Here is a 2,816-nt window from a genome sequence, read left to right as displayed (position 1 = left end):
CCGCCAGCGCGATCAGCTCCATGCCGACCGGCGCGGGCGGCGGGAACAGGACCGCCTCGTTGCGCGCGATCAGTCCGGTGTCGAGATCGGCGGTGCGGAACGCCTCCGACTTCACCAGCCGCTGCAGGAACGCCACGTTGGTCGACAGCCCGACCACGTGGTACGCCGCCAGCGCCTGGCGCATGCGCGCCAGCGCTTCGTCGCGGTCCTTGCCCCAGACGATCAGCTTGGCGATCATCGGATCGTAGAACGGGCTGATGGTGTCGCCCTCGCGCACGCCGGCATCGATACGCACGCCGGCCGGGCCGTGGGCATCCTCGCCGCGCATGAACTGCACCGCCGGCGGCGTGCGCAGGAAGCGCAGCGTGCCGGTGGACGGCAGGAACTGCTTGTCGGGATTCTCGGCGTAGATGCGTGCTTCCAGCGCATGGCCGTCGATGCGCAGTTGCTCCTGCGCCAGCGGCAGCGGCTCGCCCGCGGCGACGCGCAGCTGCCATTCGACCAGATCCTGGCCGGTGATCATCTCGGTCACCGGGTGTTCGACCTGCAGGCGGGTGTTCATCTCCATGAAGTAGAACGATCCATCCTGGTTGGCGATGAACTCCACCGTGCCGGCGCCGACATAGCCAACCGCCTTGGCCGCGGCCACCGCCGCCTCGCCCATGGCGCGGCGGCGCTCCTCGGTCATGCCCGGCGCCGGCGCTTCCTCCAGCACCTTCTGGTGGCGGCGCTGCACCGAGCAGTCGCGCTCGAATAGGTAGACGCAGTTGCCGTGCGTATCCGCGAACACCTGGATCTCGATATGGCGCGGACGGGTCAGGTACTTCTCCACCAGCACCTTGTCGTCGCCGAAGCTGGCGCTGGCCTCGCGCTTGACCGACGCCAGCGCGGCCTCGAAACCGTCGCCGGACTCGACCACGCGCATGCCCTTGCCGCCGCCGCCCGCACTGGCCTTGAGCAGCACCGGGTAGCCGATGCGGTCGGCCTCGCGGCGCAGCAGCGCCGGGTCCTGGTCCTCGCCGTGGTAGCCCGGCACCAGCGGCACCGCCGCCTTCTCCATCAGCTGCTTGGCCGCGCTCTTGCTGCCCATCGCGTGGATGGCGGACGCTGGCGGGCCGATGAAGACCAGCCCCGCCGCGGCGCAGGCCTCGGCGAACGCTTCGTTCTCGGACAGGAAGCCGTAGCCCGGGTGGATGGCCTGGGCGCCGGTCTCCTTCGCCATCTCGATGATATGGTCGGCGCGCAGGTAGCTGTCGCGCGCGGCGGCGCCGCCGATATGCACGGCCTCGTCGCAGAAGGCGACGTGGCGCGCCTCGGCGTCGGCATCGGAGTACACCGCGACGGTGCTGATGCCCAGCCGGCGGCAGGTGGCAGCCACGCGGCAGGCGATCTCGCCGCGGTTGGCGATCAGGATCTTGTTGAACATTGAGCTTCCTAGTCGTTGTAGTCGTTGAGACATGCCACGATTACATGCGGAACACGCCGAACTTCATCTCGTCGATCGGCGCATTGAGGCTGGCCGACAGCCCCAGCCCCAGCACCGTGCGCGTCTGCGCGGGATCGATCACGCCGTCGTCCCACAGCCGCGCGCTGGCGTAGTACGGGTGGCCCTGGTGCTCGTACTGGTCGCGGATCGGCTGCTTGAAGGCGTCTTCCTCCTGCGCGCTCCACTGGCCGCCCTTCGCTTCGATGCCGTCCCGGCGCACCGTCGCCAGCACGCTCGCGGCCTGCTCGCCGCCCATCACCGAGATGCGCGCGTTCGGCCACATCCACAAAAAGCGCGGCGAATACGCGCGCCCGCACATGCCGTAGTTGCCCGCGCCGAACGAGCCGCCGATGATCACCGTGAACTTGGGCACCTGCGCGGTCGCCACCGCCGTCACCATCTTGGCGCCGTTGCGGGCGATGCCCTCGTTCTCGTACTTGCGCCCCACCATGAAGCCGGTGATGTTCTGCAGGAACACCAGCGGGATCTTGCGCTGGCAGCACAGCTCGATAAAGTGCGCGCCCTTGAGCGCCGACTCCGAGAACAGGATGCCGTTGTTGGCGACGATCCCCACCGGATAGCCCCAGATGCGGGCGAAGCCGCACACCAGCGTGGTGCCGTAGCGGGCCTTGAACTCGTCGAACTCGGAGCCGTCGACCAGGCGCGCGATCACCTCGCGCACGTCGTACGGCTTGCGCGTATCGGTCGGGATCACGCCATACAGCTCTTCCACCGGATACAGCGGCTCGACCGGCTCGTGCAGACGGATCTGGTCCGGCTTGCGCCGGTTCAGGTGCTGCACGATGTTGCGCGCCAGGCTCAGCGCATGATGGTCGTTCTGCGCGAAATAGTCGGCCACGCCGGACAGCCGCGTATGCACGTCGGCGCCGCCCAGGTCCTCGGCGCTGACTTCCTCGCCGGTGGCGGCCTTCACCAGCGGCGGGCCGCCCAGGAAGATGGTGCCCTGGTTCTTGACGATGATCGACTCGTCGCTCATCGCCGGCACGTAGGCGCCGCCCGCGGTGCACGAGCCCATCACCACCGCGATCTGCGGGATGCCGCGCTTGGACAGGTTGGCCTGGTTGTAGAAGATGCGGCCGAAGTGGTCGCGGTCGGGGAAGACCTCGTCCTGGTTGGGCAGGTTGGCGCCGCCCGAGTCGACCAGGTAGATGCACGGCAGGTGGTTTTCCTCGGCGATCTCCTGCGCCCGCACATGCTTCTTGACCGTCATCGGGTAATACGTGCCGCCCTTGACGGTGGCGTCGTTGCAGACGATCACGCATTCCTGCCCGGCCACGCGGCCGATGCCGGTGATGATGCCGGCGCCGGG

2 protein-coding genes are annotated in these 2,816 nt (G+C 68.5%); both read right to left on the bottom strand.

From position 1 onward, the window contains the following. A partial coding sequence (locus AC3FMM_RS31340; RefSeq protein ID WP_488688340.1) for an acetyl-CoA carboxylase biotin carboxylase subunit occupies window positions 1-1,426 on the bottom strand: 1,426 nt, incomplete at its 3' end. A 40-nt stretch (window positions 1,427-1,466) separates the two neighbouring features. After that, window positions 1,467-2,816, bottom strand: a 1,350-nt coding sequence (locus AC3FMM_RS31335; protein WP_488687839.1) for a carboxyl transferase domain-containing protein, incomplete at its 5' end; no start/stop codon positions are given.

The sequence above is a fragment of the Cupriavidus sp. 207A1 genome (assembly GCF_057798955.1).
Note: the sequence above shows the minus strand (reverse complement) of the source record. Positions and strands in the feature narration are given on the sequence as shown.